This is a genomic window from Streptomyces sp. NPDC001315, from assembly GCF_042896175.1.
Taxonomy (GTDB): Bacteria; Actinomycetota; Actinomycetes; order Streptomycetales; family Streptomycetaceae; genus Streptomyces.
In genome coordinates this window covers 319,197-336,028 of sequence record NZ_JBIAWZ010000006.1, presented here as the reverse complement: position 1 = coordinate 336,028, position 16,832 = coordinate 319,197, and the positions used below count along the sequence as shown (strand labels likewise).

Sequence of the window (16,832 nt, the reverse complement as noted above, 5' to 3'; positions counted from 1 at the left end):
CCTACTTGCCTCGTTGCCCGAGGGCGTCCTGAACATTGCCGCCGCGTCCGCGGACTTCCTCGCGCAGCGGCTCGAAGATCTGCCGGGCGACCACGCGTCCGTCGAGCGTGATGGTCTGGTGCACGACGACCGGCTGCACCGCACCGCCACCCACGGACCCGCCGCCCGACGGGCCAGCCCGGCGGGGGGTGTTGAGCATCGAGTCCCACGGCGCTGCGGCCTTCCGCCGCGAGTCCGGCCCGGACCACACCCGGCTGCCGACCGGCAGATCGAGCAGCTCGGGCTCGTGCTCGCCCACCCACGTCAGGCCACCGCGGATGCCGCCCGACGCGGCCGCGCCGACGATCCCGCCGGCCGCCTTCTTCCCGATCGCCCGGGAGATGGCCTTCTCCAGGCTCTTGGCGAGGCTGGCCATGGTCTTTTCCAGTCGGTCCTGCGACGCCTGGAGTTTGTTCGTGGCCGCGGTCTGCGCCTTGATCGCCGCCCCGTACACCGCATCGCTCGTCGCCTTGCCTGCCGCGCCCGCCGCCGAGTTGATCTGACCTTGCAGGCTATTGATCGCGTTGATGTCACCGGCCGACGCGGACATCAGAGCGCCCGCAGTCTCCAGCCCGCCGCCCTCGATGCCGGCCTCCGCGATCTGCTGGATCAGCGACGCATTGAGGCCCTTGCCCTTCAGGCCCTTCAGCGCGTCCGCGAAGGCCGTCGCTTTGTCGCGGCTGTCGGTGAGGCCCTGGATCACGGTGCCAGCGGTGACGTTCGTACCGGACGCGCCCTTGGTGATGTTCGCCGCGGAGAGGACCCCGCCGCGCACGCTGCTCGACAGCTGCGACGCTGAGTTCTTCAGGTCGTCGAGCTTCGACTTCGCTTTCTCCAACGCGCTGTTGACCTTGGCGAGGGCCTTCTCCTGCCCGATCAGCCGCTTCCCGACGGAGTCCAGGGTGCGCAGCAGGGACGACTCGCTCTTGCCGCGGGTCGCCGAGCGCACGTCCGTCTTCAGCGAGTTCAGCGCGGACACCAGCGACGACAGATCCGACGGCGCGCCCAGCGCCTTCTCCATCGACGTCCGCGAGTAGCCTGCCGACCTGCCCAGTGCGCTGATCGACATCTGCCCGCGCAGGCTGGAGCGTGCGGACTTCTCCGCGTCCGTCAGACCGCCCTTCGCGAACCGGGGCAACTGGCCGGAGTTGATCAGCTCCAGGAGGCGGCGGTGCTTCCGCGTCTGCTGCGCGTTCACGATGAACTCGGTGTTGCTGGAGCGCACCACGTTCCCGGACCCGAGGAGGGTGAGGATGCTGTCGCTCGTTCCGCTGCCCGGCCCCTCGATGTAACCGCCGTCAGGGTAGGCCTGTACGTCGCCGCCGCTCGCGTAGCCCCGGACTCGGCCGCCAGCCGCGTAGTCGCGGTGCGCGGGCGCGACCTTGCTCGATGTGCCCTGCGTGGTGAACCTGGTGACCGTGGTGAGGGTGACCGTCTTGTCCTTCAGCCGTGCAATCGCAGCAGCCACACCGGCGATCCCGCCGAGAGCAGCCCCCGTCTTCGCGGACACGGTCACCGAGCCGTCCGGGAGGCGCTTCACCTTCAGCCCGAATGATTCGAGGATCGCCTCGGCCGATGACGACAGCGTCTTCAGCGTCACGCTCTTGGCGTTCGGGGTCTTCGTCACCGCCTCGTTGAAGGCCGTCAGCCCGGCGAGCGCGTCCTCGGTGTTCATCTTGACCGTGGTCGTCTTATCCGGGATCTGAAGGATCTGATCCGCGAGGATCTTCGCCTCATCTGTGGTCAGGCCCATCGCGTGCGCCTGCTTGATCAGCTCCTCGCGGCCCCGGGAGTAGATCCCGTTGACGGTCTCCCACGACGCATTGGACTCCCGTGCCGACGAGGCAGCCGAATCCGTCTTGTCCGCGAGGTCTTGCAGCGCGCTCGCCGCCGACCGCGCCTTCTCCGAGTTGAGGTCGAGGACCCCATGTGTCATCGACAACGCGCCCGCATTGTCCGTCGCGGCTTTCGCCGCGGCGTCGATCGCCGCTTCGAAACCGATCATGCCGCCGAGGCCCTGGCGCTGCGCGTCGTTCAACGCGACGATGCTCTGCCGCAAGCCATCCGCGCTGGACTTCTGCGCGTCCAACTTCGCCTGAGCCGCCTGCGCCGCGGACCCGAACAAGCCCATCGACTGCGCAGCCATCTGCTGCTCGTACTTCGCATCGGCCACAACCGACGTGTACGCGGGGAAGAGGGCGTTGATCTCCTTCTGTGTGTAACCGGCCTTCTTCAGCGCCGTCTCGTACTGCTTGAACTGCGCCGCCATCTCGGTTGCATGTCCGTTGGACGCGTTCTGCGCGAGCGCCTTGTCGAAGGCAGCGAAGTCGTCCTTTGCCGCGCCCATCGACTTCGACCCGTTGACCAGGTCATCGATCTTCGGGGTGACCGCGTCGATGATCGGGCCGATGCCAGCGATCCCCTTCGCCCACGACAGACCCTTGTCGAGGCTGGCCTGCTCTTGCTTCAGCGAGTTCAGCTTCTTCACGAAGTCGCCGACGTCACCGACCGACGCCTTCAGCTCACCCGTGGCCTTACCCGTGGCAGCAAGGTTCTTCAAGGACAGCGCCAGCTTGTCGACGTCCGGCGGCGCCCCCCGAGCCTTCTCCGCGAGCTTCTGCACACCGACGGCCAGCAGGCCGATCCCAGCCACCACAACGGACGCCTTCGCCGCCGCACCGAGCGAGGCGAACGCCGCACGCAAGCCCGCGACGCCGCCGCCCGCCGCGACCGACGCCGCCCTGAGCGCGGCCATGCGCGTGGCAACCGACTGCAAGCCGTCGCCAATGACCCCGATCCCCGCACCCGCCAGCTTGATCAGCTTGAAGGCGGCATAGATCTGCATCAGCGTGCCGACCAACTCCGGCGGCATCGACGCCACCAGCTTGGCCATCGCGTTGACGAGAGTAAGGAGCCCGGGCCCGGCCTGCGCCGCACCCTGCATGAGGTTCGACACCGCCTCCGAGACGTTGCCCAGCAGCTCCTTCACCGCGGGGCCCTGCTTGCGGGCGTACTCGAAGAAGCTCGCGATCGGCCCGGACGCGTTGCCCTCCGACAACACCCGCATGAAGTGAATCGCCCGGTCCGTAGCCCCCTTCAACGCGGTGTTCGAGAAGTCGCTGACCTTCTTCGACAGCGTGTCGAACGCGGCCGAGTTGACCCCACCGCCGGCCACGTCCATCAGGCGGCTCAGCTGCGTCGACGTGCCCTGCACCATCGGCGTCAGCTTGGGGATGATCTGCCCCAGGATCGCGAACGACTTCTCGACGGGCGCCATCGTGAACTTCGCCGTGCTGTCCGAGAAGCCTTTGAACTGCTCGCTCAGGTTCGACCAGGCGGCCGCCGCGTGCTGCGTCGCCGCGGGCATGCTCGCGAGTGTCTGCTGCTGCGCCAACGCGGCCTTCGCTGCCTGCTCCGAACCTCGCCCGTACTGGCGGACCGCGTCCGTGTACTTGGTCTGAGCCTTCGCCGCATCGGACAGGTTCGAGATCTGCGGCACGATCGCCGCACCAAACGCACCCACCGCCAGCGCCGCCGCGCCCGCCTGCGTGACGATCGGCGCCATCGCCGCAGCCACCGGCACCGCCGCCGGCGCGAGAGAGAGGAGCGTGGCCTTCAGCCCGTTGATGGACGCCGTGGTCCGTGCCGATGACCGCTGCATGTCGCCGGCCGCGGTCGCGAACCGGCCGTTCATGTCGCGGATGCGGCCGTTGACGTCGCGGAATCCGGCTGCGGTCTGGTTGTTGACCCGGACTGTGATCGTTACGTCGTCAGACATCGTCCCCCTCCTCTCTCGTCTCGCGTCCGCCGCCGAGTTCCTCGATCGCGACGAGGCGCAGCAGCTCGGTGTCCTCGGCCATCAGCGAGGACAGGGTGTAGCCGCCGAATCTCTCCAGCAGGCCAAGCAGGAACCGGGCTTTCTTCAGCTCGCCAGGCTCTCCGACAGTGCTTCCATCGGGACGGACTCCACCAGGGACGGCTCGCCAGAGGGCGAGCTCTCCGGCAAAGGGTCAGCCGAATGCACCCCGATGATCGACTCGACGTAGGCGTTCTGAAGGGCGCGGGCCAGACCCTGGTCAACCTGCGCCAGCCCTTCCGGCGTCGCGGGGATCGGCGTGCCGTCCTCGTCCTCCAAGTTCCAGGAGAGGAGCCGCTCGCTGAAGCGCTTCATGCTGGCGGCCGCGTTGTCGCCGTCGCCGCCATCGAGTCCGGTCGCGGCCATGTACTCGCCGATGGCCATGCCACGGACGCGCGCCTCGGCGCCGTGGTACTGATGCCCCTCGGCGAACTTGATCGTCACCGTGCGGACGCCTGCCTTGAATCCCACGGTCAGGCCGCCTTTCTCTGAATGTCCGACTTGACCGTTACGCCCACGTTGGTACGGTTCCGTCCGCGAGGGCCCCGGGCGCCGACCACGTAAGCTCGCCCGAGTCGGAGCGCGACAGCTGATAGTCCGAGAACAGCAGCTCACCCGCGAGAGTGACGCCGTTCACCGTGTTCGTGCAGGTCCGGGCCACGCTGGTGGACGGCACCGTGCGGAACACGAGGTGGCTCCCGGTGGCGTTGAACACGCCGTTGTAGGTCACGGACATGTCCGCGAGCAGCAGCAGCCGCTCGTTCGCCGACTTGTCCACACCCGTGGTGTCCTGCACACCCCTGGGGGTGGCCATCTGCCAGTTCGTGACGTCGTTACGGATGTCCGTCGGCGCACCCGCGCTGGTGTCCACCGACAGAACTGTCTGGCCGAGGCCGCTAGCCTTCGCCATGGCCGATCACCCCTTCTCGATCTCGTCTGCAATCGCCTGCTGATGCGTGGCGAAGTCGTCCAGCCAGTTGTCCGGGCTGTGATGCACCCGCGCCTTCGTGCCGCGCGGGTTGCCGCGGTAGTCGCCATCGCGAACCACGTACAGCGGCGGCCGGTCCTCCACCCGCACCCGGTGCAGCGACGACCGAAGGCACGGCTGGCCCGGCTCGAACACGAGGTACGTCTCGCCCTCGGCCGGCTTCTGCACCGTGTACTTGCGGCCCGAGTTCTGCACCGCGTGCAGTACCTGAGGGGCGAGGCCCTCGACGCGGACCTGGAAGCCGTCGCGGTAGTAGGTGCAGTTCGCTTCGGCGCAGGTTGCGGGCCGGAAGTGCGTCGAGAGCGGCGACACCACGGCGTAGGTCTTATAGGCCTCGGGCCCCATCAGGGGCTGGATCCTCGACAGGTTCGCGTTCACTAGAAGACCACTCCCGCCGCCTCGTTCTTGATCACGTTCACGGCGAACGACAGCGCCGAGAAGCCGCCCGTGGTCACAGTCGCCACGCGCAGGTAGCGGCGCAGCGTCGCCGTGTTCGACAGCGCAATCCGCTCCGCGAGCGGGGCACCGCCCGTGATCTGGGTGAAGGAGAACCCGGCGACGTCCGCGAAGGTGACGTTGTCGGCCGAGTCCTGGATCTTCACCGTCACATCGGTGCCGGTGAACGGCGAGAAGACCTGTAGGTACGCCTGCCCGCCGAACGATAGGGACGCCGTGGTGTCGATGCCTGTGCCGTTCGTCGCCGCCGTATCGGTGCGGATCCCCGCGGTGAGCTGCTGCCCCCACTCGATCCCGAACCCGTTCGACTGCGCCGACACCCCGAACGTCAGCATGCCGTCGTCGCCCCTGCTCGGGTCGTAATTGACCTGCTTGGCCACGACGCTGGCTGCGGGGTCGCCGAGCGTGGTGCCGCGGCAGTACGTCAGGATCACGTCCGTGCGCGGCAGCGCGGCGAGCTTCTCGTGCGTACCGCCGGTGACCGCGACGTGGTTGAAGAACGCGGTGAACTCAACGGCTCCACTGCGGGCCCCGCCCTGCCGCTCGTAGGCGCTCTTGTCGATGCCCGTGAAGTTCAGCAGCGCCGGACCGCCGCCGATTGATCCGAGTTGCTGGATGTCGCCCGAGGCGTTGAAGCCCTGGATGTACAGGTTGTCGCCGAGCCCCGAAGCCTTGGCCATGTCAGGGCGCCTCCGTCCACACGTCGTTCACGATCAAGGGAATGGTGAGCGTGGCCACCCGGTAAGTCGTCGAGTCGAACCGCGTGAACCCGAACCGCGCCCGCAGGCCGGCGCCGTGCATGCCGAGGAGGTCGACGTTCGCGACCGTCCCGCCGAGCTCGAAGTCGCCGCTGTACGCGTGCATCAGCCCATCCACCGCACCCGTCACCGCGATATCCACGTCGTCCTGCGGCTCCGTGTCCGCCGGCATGAGCACCCGCCCGGTCAGCTCCAGCCGCACCGACACGCTGGCCAGGCCGGAGCGGGCCGGGATAGGGGCGATGTCCGTGACCCACATCGCGTAGACCAGGCCGCTCCCGGGCGCCGATACGGGTTCGTGGCCGAGGACGCTTTCGAACAGGCCGAGGCTCTGTGCGTGGGACATGGCCGCGCTGCGGTAGGTGAGGAGGTCAAGAGACACGGGGCATCACATCCGTCCCGTGTACCGGCGCAGCAGCCGCTCACCGATGCCGCGCTTGCGCCGGTTGAGCTCGTGCCGCGTCTTGATCCAGTGGTCGTAACCCTTGAAGCGGGTCACCGGGAAGTTCCTGCTGCCGACGCCGGCCAGCCACGGCCCGTACACGACCCGGGAGTCTGTGATGGTGTGGCCGTCGACCACAACGCACCGGGATTCGTAGTAGCCCGTCGGGTTCCGGAAGACGGCGCGCATCTCCCGCTTGAGGATGTTGAGGCCCTCCTCGGCGAGCTGCCGTTCGTAGCGGTCAACGAAAGCGTTGGCGACACGCTGCGCCCGCCCGTCGAAGATCGGACCGCGGCTGCTGGTGGAGACGTCGAGGCGCATGGTCACACGCTCCGCATCCGGGCCTTGCGGCCGCACTCGGTGTAGGCGCTGGCCCGCAGATCTGCGAGGCCGCGGCCTGATGTCTCCCGCTCGTTCTCCCCAGACCCGGCGGTGCGCGCGTACCCGGACCGGCCCTGCAGCAGGTCGGTGAGCGCCTCGGCGAGGACGAGCTGACGCACCGGGCCGGGCGGCACCCACAGGGCGACCGTCGACCCGTTGGCGTGCGCGGCCGCGATAGTGCCGAGCGCGCCGCGGGTGACGACCAGCGTGCGGGGGGCGTAGATGGTGGCGCCTGCGGTGTGCGCGGCGATCGTGGAACCATCCCAGGCGCGGCGGACGAGCAGGCTGTTGCCGGTGATGTCCTCGACGAGCATGCGTTCGGCGTCGATGAGGATGACCTCGCCCGGCGAGAACGCGGCACCACTTGCGACGGTGACCGTCACGGCGTTGTTCTGGTTCGTGAGCCCCGCTCCGCCGAGGGTCTGTCCGGTGTCGAGCTGGCGGCGCTCGCGGACGAGCATCCGCTCGGAGTCGACGCGCACGATGGAGCCGACACCGACCGCGGCCGAGGTGGGCCCGTCCACGTCGACGCTGGTCTCGGAGTCGTCGAGTACCTCGGCGAGCGCGCCCGCGGTGGCCTCGGTGTTGCGGTAGCCCCACAGGCCGGTGACCTGCACATCACGCTGATAGGTGCTGCCGCCGCCGAACGAGGCGTCGGTGGAGATCTTCACTTCGAGACGGTTGAACGGGGGGCCGAAGTTGACGGGCTCCAGGTTGTACTCGTTGCTCGTGATGACCGTTCCGCCCGACGCGAGCGTGCTCACGCTGATCAGTTCCTGGTCATCGAGCCGCAAGATCCACGGCGTCATCCCGGCCCGGGGCGGCCAGTCGAAGAACCGAGTCGCCTGCACCGGGAAGAACCGGCGGTGGCACAGGCCCTCGACACGGCGCGACGCGTCCTCGATCGCCCGATCGATCCGCGCGTTGCTCCTCGCGGTCTCCTTGACGTCAAGCTCGCTCTTGATCTCCTCGCGGGTCGCGTACCAGATCCCCTCAGGCGAGGTGTTCGTGGCCGACGCAGCGGCCGGCGCAACGACGGTAACCGTCTCCGTCGCAGTTACCGGGGAACCGGACTTCAGCCCGGTCCACAGTGCGAGGTACAGGCCGGGGGTGAGTGCGGCCGACGGGGTCCAGGCGTAGCCGTAGGAGCCGGTGCCCGGGTGTGTGACGCCGGATGTGGTGGCTGCGAGTGCTGTCGCTCCGGTGGCCACCGAGGTGATGGTGATCGACGGGGTGGCGTCGAGGTCGGTGAGCGGGCCCCCGTCGTAGGGGTACCACTGCGACAGCAAGGCGACAGTTTGGCCTGCGATTACGTCGGTCATCGTCGCCCCCTTCAGCTCACGCCGTACCACTGGCTGGCCCAGCCGGTGGAGATGATCGTGGTGGTCTGCCCGGACAGGGCGAGCGTGGAAGGCAAGCTGGTCTGCCCGGTGAGCATGTTCGAGTAGCGGAGGTTCGGCGCGCTGAGCCCGGCGTTGACGCTGATGCCCGCGCCGCTGCACTTGAAGGTGAGGCTGTTGGTGGTCCAGGTCCCGTTGAGCAGCATCGCGATGTAGTACGTGCCGGCCGCCGCGGTGAACGGAGTACTGAGTGCGAAGGGCTTCGCAATCGCGTTCGTCATCAACGACGACGAGATGTCCGCCGTGACGCCCTTCAGCGTGCCCGTGTTGTCGTACACGCCGAGGTAGCAGTTCGCCAGGACGGCCGCCGCGTCGATCCCCGACAGGCCGAGCCACACGTTCGACCACGTGACCTGCTTACGCAGGATGATCCGCGACAGGGTGACCCGGCCCGCCACGCCCGCGTTCGACTGCGCCGTCACGTGCCCGGCCTGGTTCGGGTCGTACGTCCACGCCAACAGGTTCTGGTCCCCGGGCTGTTCGGGCACGGCGAGGATGACGGCAGTGTCGACGTACTGCCTGGGTGCTGCCGTCAGCGACGTGTCCGGAGAGGCGTCGGGCAGTACGAGCTCGCCCGTCATCGTGTCACCGCTCTTGTTGACCTTGCGGGTGTCACCGCTGGCGCTCACATAGCCGGTTGCCGTCATCCTGCCGTCCTCCTCTCCGAACTCGTCACGCTGTGGATCTACTTGTCAGCAGCCGACGTATCGGCCGCCTGGTCGCCACCCGTCGAAGGGGCAGTAGAGGCCTTGGCCGTCGCCGCCTTCTTTGAGCGGCTCCCCGTCGTTCGGGCACGCGACGGGCTGGGCTGCTCGCTCAGCTCGGGCGAGCTCGGCTCCTTCTCGGACGATGTCGAGGAGCTGCTGCCAGCTGATACGTCCTCACCACCCTCGTCGGCGGCCGCGTTGGACGGGCCGCCGTGCACGGTCACCTTCGCCATGTCCTCGCCCTCCTCGGGCTCCCGGGTTGTCTCGTTGACGCGGATCACCGACCCGCACTGCGGGCACGCCGGGGCGCCCACCGAGTAGACGGCGGTGCACTCCGCGCACTGCCACACGGCCACGTCAGGCCCCCGTGGCGGGCAGGTTCTGCGGGGCGCGCTGCGCGAGCAGGTCGCGGGTGAGCGCGTTCACGGTGCCCGCACCGGTCGACGTCAACTTCACGTACTTGTAGCCGTCGTCCAGCGACGTGCCCTCGACCGCGACGACCATTGCGTTCTGCGCCGCCGTTGCCGTCGTCACGATCGTCGCCGCGGCCGCCTGCGACTGCCGAGTCCACGCGTCCGAGCCGTTCCCGGTGCACGTGTGGTACTCGGTGATGATCGCCAGGTTCTTTGACCCCGTCCCAGCGTTGTCCTTGGCCTGTGTGAGCGTGTACGTGTCGCCGACCGCGCCCGCGAGGTAGCAGGAGAAGTCGACGCCCGCAGCCGCGCCCTTCAGCGCGATCCACACGCCATCCGCAGCCGGAGTCGAGTTGATGAGCCTGCCGAGTGCCTTCTGAGACATCGGGTGTACCTCTCTGTCTGGGGGCCGCGCCGGGGCGACACTGCCGGATCGGGTGGAAGCCGCCGCCGGGGTGTGAATGCCGACGGCGGCCAGGGGGGTTAGTTCAGCTCGACGAACGGCGACAGCGTGTTGGAGCTGCCGTTCTGCGGGGTGATCGCGGACTGGATCCACGGGCGGCCGTCGACGCGCTGGATGATCCGGAACGTGGTTTTGTCGGAGCCGAAGTTGTAGTCGGTGCTGCTGTCGGCGGTCATGATCTGACGATCACCCACCAAGTAGTAGGAGAGGTCGACGAACGCGAGGTCGCCACGGGTACCGAGCGCGGACGCCTTCTCCGTGATGATCAGCGGCCGTCCGAAGATGGACATCGGCATCCCAGCCGCCGCGTTCACCACGAACACCGAGTTACCGCCGGTGCCGACAGTGAGGGACATCTGCAGCAGCTGCGGCAGCGCGTCCGGCGAGCACATCCACACTGCGCGGGACAGCGACGACGGCAGCATCCGGGCGAACATGTTCACCACGTCCGGGTACTTGATCGTGCTGGCGGTACCGCGGTTGACGGGGATGGCAGCCGGGTTGCCGGCGCCACGGAAGCCGAGCGGCTCGCCCGTGCCACTGCCCACCTGGAACTTCGCGTCCTCCTCGAACGCCAGGGCCTGAGGCCACAGCGTCTCGATGAGCGCGGAGAACGAGACGATGGAGTCCTGAAGCAGCTCGTTCGGCACGGCGCTGAGCCCGGTGAGCTTCTTCGCGTCGAGGGTCACGCGGCCGAACTTGGGGCTGGAGTCGGTGAGCGCTGCGCCTTCCTCACCCCAGTAGGCGACCATGCCGCCGAACACGCTGCCGCTGTTGGTGGTGGTGTCGATCATCGGGAACGGGACCCGAGCGCTGTCCATGGGGACGACGGTCGCCAACGGGCGTACGACGGACTGCTCCAGCGCGAGCTGCAGCAGCTGCGAGCGGAGCGTCTCCGGGACGAGGAACCCGCCGTCCGCGGGGGACACCGATGAGGCGGCGTTGCGGAGCGCGGCCAGCTTGTCGGCGTCCGCGCTGGCGTTCTTGTGCCAGATGTTGCGGACGTAGTCGATGCTGTCGGTGAAGTGGGAGTCGACCTGCGCGCCGACCGCGTTCGCGTTGTAGGCGGTGCCCTGCTTGTGCGAGGTGAGCATGCCGCCGCCGCGCTTGCCCTTGGCCTGCGGGTCGAGGTCGAGGCGCTTGATGCCGTCCTTGGCGTCGGTCATGCCGTTGTCGCGCATCATCTGCGCGAAAACGCGCTGCGTCTCTTCGGCGACGAGCCTGTTGAGGTCGGTGCCCTCGCCCTGGAGCGCCTCACCGTAGGCGGTGATGAACTCGGTCAGGGACTCGCGGGAGGCCATGACCTCCTTCAGCTTCGCGCCATCGGCGAGCATCTCCGCCAGCTCGTCGGCGTTGCGCGGGATGGTCATCGTGGGTGCCACTGTTGCCTCCTTCAGGCCGTCGCCGCGCTGGACGACGTGTCGGGCTCGATCAGGTTGGAGACGAGCGCCGACCAGTCGTCGCCGTCGTCGGAGATGAGGCTGGCGACCATGGCCGTCCAGTCGTCGGGGGTGGGCTCCGGCTGGGTACCGGGCTCCGCGGGTTCGGTGGGCTCAGCCGTGGCCACAGGCTCGGGCACGGCAGGGTCTTCGGGATCTGCCGCAACGGCAGCCTCGGGCTCCAGCTCGACGGCCGGCGGCTGGACAGCAGCACGAAGTCGGGCCACCGCATCCTCGTCGAGGAGGTCCGCGATGCTGATGACGAGGGTCGGCTGCGCCTCGGCCGCCGGGGGCGGGCCAGGCTTCGGCGCCTCCGGCTCGCCCGGGCCGGCGTATCCGTACGCAGCCAGGTCCCAGGCGCGCGCCATGTCCGGCTCGTCTTCCTCGTCCGGCGCCGCAGGCTCGCCCTGCTTGGGCACGCTGGTCGCCTCGTCGGCGAGTCCGGCGGTGACGGCGTCCTCGGGGAGATACCAGGTCTCCGCGCGCATGCGGGCTCGCCACTCGCCGCGGGTTCCGCCCGCGCGTGCCGCGTAGGCGTCGGCGATGTTGTCGCTGATGAGGTCGAGGAGTTCGGCCATCTCCTCCATGTCGGAGGCGTTGCCGAGGCAGACCCCGGAAGCGTCGTGGATCATGAGCATCGTGTTCGGAGCCATCTCGATGCGGTCCCCGGCCATCGCGATGACGGACGCGATGGAGGCGGCGATCCCGTCGATCTGCACGGTCACGCTCGCGGGGTGGGAGCGCAGCGCGTTGGCGATCGCGATCCCCTCGAAGACGCTGCCGCCGGGCGAGTTGATCCGCACCCGCAGGTTCGGGGCCGTCACCCCGCGCAGGTCCGCGATGAACTGATCGGCAGTCGCCCCGTACCAGCCGCCGACCTCGTCGTACAGCATGACCTCCGCCTCATCAGCGGAGGCGGCGTTGGTGATGCGATACCAGGACCGGGCCTCGATGCCGTGCAGGGCGCGCAGCTTGTCGGACTGCTCGCGCTGGCTGGCGGCGAAAGCAGCCGCCTTACCCGGGAGAACGATGTTCATGACGCCTCCTCGGCGGGCGGGGTCCAGCCGAGCCGGACCAGCAGTTCCTTCGTCGCATCCGGCAGGTAGGCATGGACCTGGCCGATCTCGCCCGGGAGTTCCTCGGCGAGGATGTCGAGGGTGACCCTGGCCATCGGCTCCGAGTCGACCCGGAGGTCAAGGCCGATGAGTGAGCGGGCGATGTCATGGCCATCGAGTTCGACGACCCACCCCGCCCGGTCCTCCGGCTTGCTGATCCGCAGTGTGCGCGGCTGACGCTCGCTCACTCGTCGTCTCCCGTCTTGCGCCGCTTGACGACCTTGCAGCGGCAGTCGTTGCCGTACTCCGCGCCGACGCAGTGGATGTAGCCCGACCCGCCCGGGTAGTCCTCGTAGGCCTGCGCCCGGTTGCGGTACAGCTGGCCGTTGTTGTCCTTGCAGGGCTGGCACGAGTTCTCGTCGTCCACGCACACCGCCACCCAGCGCTGCGCCGCTTCCACCTCGGTCCCGAGCAGCCCGGCGACCGCGTCATCCCACGACGCCGCAGGGACGGCAGTCGGGGCCGGCACCGTGACCGCCGCACGCCGCATCTCCGGAAGGCCGACCGCGGAGAGGATGTCGTCCGCGTCCCAAAGGCCGGTTTCGCCAAGCGCCTTCGCTGCGTTCGCTCGCGCCGTGAGCTGAGTGGCCTCGCTCTCGACGTCGTCCGGGACGGGGTTGACGAAGTCGAACTCCAGGCCGTTGCCCGTCGCTCCGTACAGCGGGAGGAGCTGGTGGTTGAGGGCGTCGCGGATGGCTTCGAGGTCGGGGACGAGGAGCCAGCGGGCGAACATTCGCTCACCGCTGTCGCCGTTGGCGCGGTTGACGTCGTCAACAGCCCCGGTCATCGGCTTGGGGAACCCGAACGCTTCGCGGATCACTTCGCGGGAGAGGTTGCGCAGTTCAGCGAACTGCATGTCCCGCTGCGTGAACTTGCGGTCCTTCCACTGCCCGTGCTCCAGGATGGCGACCCTGTGCGCGTTGGCGACGCCCTTGTGCTGCTCGTTCCACCGGTCGCGAAGCTCGTCGAACTCCTGGTCGGACAGGCCGTTGGGGACTTCGATGATCCCGCCGGGCTCAGCGCTGTTGAGGAAGAACGACCGGTTCCACTCCGCGGAGTAGCGGACGGCATCGAGGTCGGTGAGCAACGCCTGCACGGGTCCGATACCGCGGTACGGGTCGGTCGGGTGCGGGGTCCGGATGAAGATCACGTCTTCTTTGCGGAGCGCGACCTCCTGCCCGTCCGGGCCCGTGTACATGTAGCCGCTGAGGAACCGCTCCGCATCCGGGACCGGCGTGAGCCGGTCCGGGCGGACCACCCACATCTCCAACGGCAGCGTGGACCGCTCATCGCGGGCGATCACCCACCACGTCTCACCCGTCAGCTGCTTGTGCTGCGCCCCGGCTTCGACGAAAACGGACTGCGTGTAGAAGGGGTTCGGCTGGTCCCACAGGTCGAGCGCGGCGTGGGAAGTGACGGGGGTGCGGTCTTCCTTCTTGCCGGACTTGGCCTTGCGGTACAGGCCCCACTCAACGCCCGCTTCGGCTTTCGCGGTGCGGTTGACGATGGCGAAGAGGGTGGAGACGGCGCCCATCGCATCGAGTTGGGCAGTGGTGCCGCGGCTGCTGCCGAAGAGGCCACGCCCGTAGGACTGCGAGCGGGAGGCGAAGGGGACGGGGGTTTGTGTGGCCGTGCTGGCGCGGTTGAGGATCGCGCCGAGGAGGGTTCTGGCCACCTACCCCTCCGATCACGTGCCGCTGTAGAACCGCCAGTTCAGGACGATGCAGCCGACGCCGAGAGCGGCGACTCCCGCTGCTGCTCCGAGGAACATCATGGCGGATCCCGACAACAGAATAACCCCAGACGTGTCAAGCACAACCGGCATAGCCCTATTCAATCCCTGTATCCACCTGCGCACAGGCACCTTCCTGGCCATCTGCACCCCTCCGTCACCTGTCGAGCCCTGTTGTCGAACCCCTACAAAGTAGTGGCTCAAAGCCACCGCACCCGCGTCCGTCCCACCAGATCCCGCGCCGCGCACATATACCGGAGGGCATCGCAGCCGTGGTCGTGCTCCTTCACCGGCTCCTCCTTCAACCCGCCCTTGTTCCCAGGCTTCACCGCCCACACATAGCCCGTGATCTCATCCGCCGTGCACATCGGCAGCGACGCCGTATCCAGCTCCGGATCCCGCTCGATGAGCGCACCGCGCGCAATGAACAGCCGCGGCCGGCCGTCGGGCTGCACCTTCAGCCGGGACTGCACCGCCTGAATCCCGTCCGACACGCTCTTGTGCGCCGGCTTCGTCGACAGCCCCAGCTTCCGCTCCAACGTCGCCCGGTCCTCGGCGTCGTGGTCGACGTAGATGGCGCGCGGTAGCTGCTGGCGCGGCTGCCCGGACGGGTAGAACAGCAGGCGCCTAATGCTCTCGGCGTGGTCCTCGACGAGGCGGCGCGTGTAGTAGATCTCGTGCGCAAGGTAGAGGCGGCCGTCTGGGTCTTCCCACCAGTCCTGGTACACGAAGGGGTTCGTGTACCCGAAGTCCACTGCGCCCCACCGGGTCCAGGCCGCGGTGGGCTTGACCTCGTCGACGAGGTGGACTGCCTCGTCGTACGCCTCGTAGATCTGCCCTTCGACAGCCGCCCATTTCCCGTCGCGGAGGCGAAGCCTGCGGACGCCGGTGAGGCCGTCGAGCTTGGCGAAGTACGCGGCGCCGACTTCGGTGGGCGTGCCGTCGGCGTTCATGTATGCGGGGTTGTCGACATGTCGCGAGAGCAGCATGCGAGCTTGGCCCTGGTCGCATCGCTGCTTGATCCAGTGGGTGGGGTGGGCGGGGTTGCAGGCGGCGATCTGCTGCTGCCAGGACAGGATCCCGTTGCGGAGGCGGGTAGCGATGGACTCCCAGTCGGTGACGGTGAGTTCGGTTGCCTCGTCCGCGAACACGAGATCGTACTCGGCGGACATGATCTTCTCGGGCTTGTCGAGACCACCCACCACGATGACGCTGCCGTTCGCATACCGGTAGCACGGCGCCTCGCGGGGACTGCCGCCGAACCAGCGGACGATGCCGGACGCCATGGCAGCGGCGGCCACCTTCTTCTCGTACGTCACCAGCGTCGTACTGCCGAGGCTGACGGCGGTCTTGCGGACGATCAGGCAGCGGACACCGGGGTTGTTGAGGGCGGCGAGGTGGACGCGCCACAGGCAGGCCAGGCTTTTGCCGGTGCCGGCCGGGCCTGCGATCACCAGCTCCGGGTCACGGCTCTTGAAGACGTCGAGGGCGGCGCCGCGGGGTTCGTAGCGGACGACGATGTCGGCCGCCGTGGTCATGTGAGGTCTTCGGAGTTGATGCCGACGACTTCGTACTTCACGCTCCCGGACAGATTCACCTTCTGCTCGGCGTCGAGGCCGAGGAGCTTGGCGCGCCGTTCGGCGTTGCGCTGCCGGGCGTCCTCGATCTTGATGAGGCGGTCGACGGCCTGAAGGACCGGCCCGTCGTCGTCGAGGGGCTGCTCCGTGTCGGGGTGCAGGATGACCTTGCCGTTGTTGACGGTGATGTGCCGGGCCTCAAGCACCTTCAGGGCGGCGGCTTCGAGACCCGCGAGGCGAACGAGGGCGGCGTCGAGGCGGGCCAGCTCGATCTTCAGGAGCTCCTCGCCCGGCTCGCGGATGACCTCCTGAAGGAGGGCGCGGATCCCGTCGCTGACGGCTTTCACGCTGGGGAAGTTGAGCTGCTCGGCGATCTGCGCATGGCTGTAGCCCTGCGTGCGGAGCCGCGCCGCTTCCGCGTTGCGTTGGGCGGTTTCGAGGCTGGGCTGGTATTTGCCGTTGCCGCCGCGGTGGTGCTGGTTGGGGTTGCCTGGGGGGTTGGCCACGGATCCCCCTCCTCGCCGGCCGTTGTGGTGTTCGTGTTCTGTGATGATACGGCGGCTGGTCATCATGGATACTGATGACCGAGGCAAGGTGTTCGGTGCGTGGGTGAGGGCCCGTCCCCGGGTCGCGGCGAACCGGGGACGGGCCCTCTGGCGTGCGTGGGGTCAGGTGAGTTGGGTGGCCGTGATCAGCGGGTGCGGTTCGAGGGCCACCCAGTCGCAGCCGCCGTGTGCGTGGACGGCTCCGCTCTCCTCGTCCTGCCACGCCTGGTCGAGGTCGAACGGGATCCGCTTCGCGGCCTCGACGAACGGGCCGCGCGCGGCGTCCTTGCTGGCGTAGACACCGAGGACGCTGCCGCCCTCGTAGTCCTCGCCGGTGGAGAGGACCCAGACGATCGGGCCAGCCGGTACCGTCTGCCACTCACCGCCAGCCTCGCGGGCGACGATCTCCATGTGCGGCGCCTCGGCGACGTTCTCCTTCGCGGTCTCCAGGCTGTCGCAGGACCAGATCTGTCCCTGGGGCGAGCGGATGCCGTAGTCCATGGTCTCTCCTTGTACGGGTG

18 protein-coding genes are annotated in these 16,832 nt (G+C 68.4%); all 18 read right to left on the bottom strand.

Annotated features, from left to right (window positions below):
* Position 1: 1 nt before the first annotated feature.
* Positions 2–3,817, bottom strand: coding sequence for a phage tail protein (locus ACFY16_RS20320; protein WP_390648519.1), 3,816 nt, complete (start codon positions 3,815–3,817; stop codon positions 2–4).
* A gap of 144 nt (positions 3,818–3,961) precedes the next feature.
* The gene (locus ACFY16_RS20315) at positions 3,962–4,339 is read right to left on the bottom strand and encodes a hypothetical protein (RefSeq protein WP_390648518.1); all 378 of its coding nucleotides are present in this window, start codon (positions 4,337–4,339) and stop codon (positions 3,962–3,964) included.
* Between the two features lie 64 nt (positions 4,340–4,403).
* Positions 4,404–4,805 (bottom strand): hypothetical protein, encoded by a 402-nt coding sequence (locus ACFY16_RS20310; protein WP_390648517.1) that lies wholly within the window; start codon positions 4,803–4,805, stop codon positions 4,404–4,406.
* A gap of 6 nt (positions 4,806–4,811) precedes the next feature.
* Positions 4,812–5,261, bottom strand: a complete 450-nt coding sequence (locus tag ACFY16_RS20305) for a hypothetical protein (protein ID WP_390648516.1) — start codon at positions 5,259–5,261, stop codon at positions 4,812–4,814.
* Positions 5,261–6,019: a hypothetical protein gene (locus tag ACFY16_RS20300; RefSeq protein WP_390648515.1), complete on the bottom strand. Its 759-nt coding sequence runs from the start codon at positions 6,017–6,019 to the stop codon at positions 5,261–5,263. The genes ACFY16_RS20305 and ACFY16_RS20300 overlap by 1 nt, the downstream gene beginning before the upstream one ends.
* 1 nt (position 6,020) lies before the next feature.
* Positions 6,021–6,479, bottom strand: a complete 459-nt coding sequence (locus ACFY16_RS20295; protein ID WP_390648514.1) for a hypothetical protein — start codon at positions 6,477–6,479, stop codon at positions 6,021–6,023.
* A gap of 6 nt (positions 6,480–6,485) precedes the next feature.
* Positions 6,486–6,860, bottom strand: coding sequence for a hypothetical protein (locus tag ACFY16_RS20290; protein WP_390648513.1), 375 nt, complete (start codon positions 6,858–6,860; stop codon positions 6,486–6,488).
* A 2-nt stretch (positions 6,861–6,862) separates the two neighbouring features.
* Positions 6,863–8,242 (bottom strand): hypothetical protein, encoded by a 1,380-nt coding sequence (locus ACFY16_RS20285; protein WP_390648512.1) that lies wholly within the window; start codon positions 8,240–8,242, stop codon positions 6,863–6,865.
* Positions 8,243–8,253: 11 nt separating this feature from the next.
* On the bottom strand, positions 8,254–8,967 hold the full coding sequence (locus tag ACFY16_RS20280; protein WP_390648511.1) for a hypothetical protein: 714 nt from the start codon (positions 8,965–8,967) through the stop codon (positions 8,254–8,256).
* 38 nt (positions 8,968–9,005) lie between these two features.
* Complete coding sequence (locus ACFY16_RS20275) at positions 9,006–9,383, bottom strand: hypothetical protein (RefSeq protein ID WP_390648510.1); 378 nt, start codon at positions 9,381–9,383, stop codon at positions 9,006–9,008.
* A 1-nt stretch (position 9,384) separates the two neighbouring features.
* Positions 9,385–9,825, bottom strand: a complete 441-nt coding sequence (locus ACFY16_RS20270; RefSeq protein WP_390648509.1) for a hypothetical protein — start codon at positions 9,823–9,825, stop codon at positions 9,385–9,387.
* 98 nt (positions 9,826–9,923) lie between these two features.
* A complete protein-coding gene (locus ACFY16_RS20265; RefSeq protein WP_390648508.1) occupies positions 9,924–11,285 on the bottom strand; it encodes a phage major capsid protein in 1,362 nt (453 codons plus the stop codon).
* 11 nt (positions 11,286–11,296) lie between these two features.
* Positions 11,297–12,379, bottom strand: a complete 1,083-nt coding sequence (locus ACFY16_RS20260; RefSeq protein WP_390648507.1) for a head maturation protease, ClpP-related — start codon at positions 12,377–12,379, stop codon at positions 11,297–11,299.
* On the bottom strand, positions 12,376–12,645 hold the full coding sequence (locus tag ACFY16_RS20255) for a hypothetical protein (protein ID WP_390648506.1): 270 nt from the start codon (positions 12,643–12,645) through the stop codon (positions 12,376–12,378). Before ACFY16_RS20255 ends, ACFY16_RS20260 begins: the two co-directional genes overlap by 4 nt.
* Positions 12,642–14,132 (bottom strand): phage portal protein, encoded by a 1,491-nt coding sequence (locus tag ACFY16_RS20250; protein ID WP_390648505.1) that lies wholly within the window; start codon positions 14,130–14,132, stop codon positions 12,642–12,644. Before ACFY16_RS20250 ends, ACFY16_RS20255 begins: the two co-directional genes overlap by 4 nt.
* A gap of 257 nt (positions 14,133–14,389) precedes the next feature.
* Positions 14,390–15,727: a phage terminase large subunit gene (locus ACFY16_RS20245; protein ID WP_390648504.1), complete on the bottom strand. Its 1,338-nt coding sequence runs from the start codon at positions 15,725–15,727 to the stop codon at positions 14,390–14,392.
* On the bottom strand, positions 15,724–16,272 hold the full coding sequence (locus tag ACFY16_RS20240) for a hypothetical protein (protein WP_390648503.1): 549 nt from the start codon (positions 16,270–16,272) through the stop codon (positions 15,724–15,726). The genes ACFY16_RS20245 and ACFY16_RS20240 overlap by 4 nt, the downstream gene beginning before the upstream one ends.
* 162 nt (positions 16,273–16,434) lie before the next feature.
* Positions 16,435–16,812 carry a hypothetical protein gene (locus ACFY16_RS20235; protein ID WP_390648502.1) on the bottom strand — a complete coding sequence of 126 codons (378 nt, stop codon included), beginning with the start codon at positions 16,810–16,812 and terminating at the stop codon, positions 16,435–16,437.
* Positions 16,813–16,832: the final 20 nt, after the last annotated feature.

Excerpts from the sequence above, each read along its gene's own strand:
- ACFY16_RS20320 (WP_390648519.1), bottom strand. The coding sequence starts at position 3,817 with ATGTCTGACGACGTAACGATCACAGTCCGGGTCAACAACCAGACCGCA.
- ACFY16_RS20310 (WP_390648517.1), bottom strand. The coding sequence starts at position 4,805 with ATGGCGAAGGCTAGCGGCCTCGGCCAGACAGTTCTGTCGGTGGACACC.
- ACFY16_RS20300 (WP_390648515.1), bottom strand. The coding sequence starts at position 6,019 with ATGGCCAAGGCTTCGGGGCTCGGCGACAACCTGTACATCCAGGGCTTC.
- ACFY16_RS20290 (WP_390648513.1), bottom strand. The coding sequence starts at position 6,860 with ATGCGCCTCGACGTCTCCACCAGCAGCCGCGGTCCGATCTTCGACGGG.
- ACFY16_RS20285 (WP_390648512.1), bottom strand. The coding sequence starts at position 8,242 with ATGACCGACGTAATCGCAGGCCAAACTGTCGCCTTGCTGTCGCAGTGG.
- ACFY16_RS20280 (WP_390648511.1), bottom strand. The coding sequence starts at position 8,967 with ATGACGGCAACCGGCTATGTGAGCGCCAGCGGTGACACCCGCAAGGTC.
- ACFY16_RS20270 (WP_390648509.1), bottom strand. The coding sequence starts at position 9,825 with ATGTCTCAGAAGGCACTCGGCAGGCTCATCAACTCGACTCCGGCTGCG.
- ACFY16_RS20260 (WP_390648507.1), bottom strand. The coding sequence starts at position 12,379 with ATGAACATCGTTCTCCCGGGTAAGGCGGCTGCTTTCGCCGCCAGCCAG.
- ACFY16_RS20245 (WP_390648504.1), bottom strand. The coding sequence starts at position 15,727 with ATGACCACGGCGGCCGACATCGTCGTCCGCTACGAACCCCGCGGCGCC.
- ACFY16_RS20235 (WP_390648502.1), bottom strand. The coding sequence starts at position 16,812 with ATGGACTACGGCATCCGCTCGCCCCAGGGACAGATCTGGTCCTGCGAC.